Raw genomic sequence first — 344 nt, 5'->3', positions numbered from 1 at the left:
CAGCGACCATGTCGAGCGCGAGCTGCTCGCCGCGATCGCCGCGCTTCAGCCCGACGGCATCATCCTGACCCCGCCGCATTCCGACAATCCGCAACTGGTGGGTTTCCTCGCCGGGCAGCATTTCCCCTTTGTCCGCATCGGATCGCACGAAAGTGGCAATGGCATCCCGATCTCGATGGACGACGAGGGCTCGGCCCGCACGGCGACGCAGCATTTGCTGGCGCACGGACATCGCCGCATCGGCTTCATCGCCGGGCCCGGCGAATACAACCTCAGCGCCTGGCGCGTCGACGGCTGGCGGGCGGCCATGGCAGAGGCCGGGCAGAGCTGCGAGGGCCTGCTTG

General features: G+C 68.3%; 1 pseudogene. It reads left to right on the top strand.

Annotated features, from left to right (window positions below):
• Positions 1-344: pseudogene (locus tag R5H29_RS00045) on the top strand (hypothetical protein); the annotation flags it as partial.

It is taken from the genome of Stenotrophomonas sp. A3_2 (genome assembly GCF_036624925.1).
GTDB lineage: Bacteria > Pseudomonadota > Gammaproteobacteria > Xanthomonadales > Xanthomonadaceae > Stenotrophomonas > Stenotrophomonas hibiscicola.
Note: the sequence above shows the minus strand (reverse complement) of the source record. Positions and strands in the feature narration are given on the sequence as shown.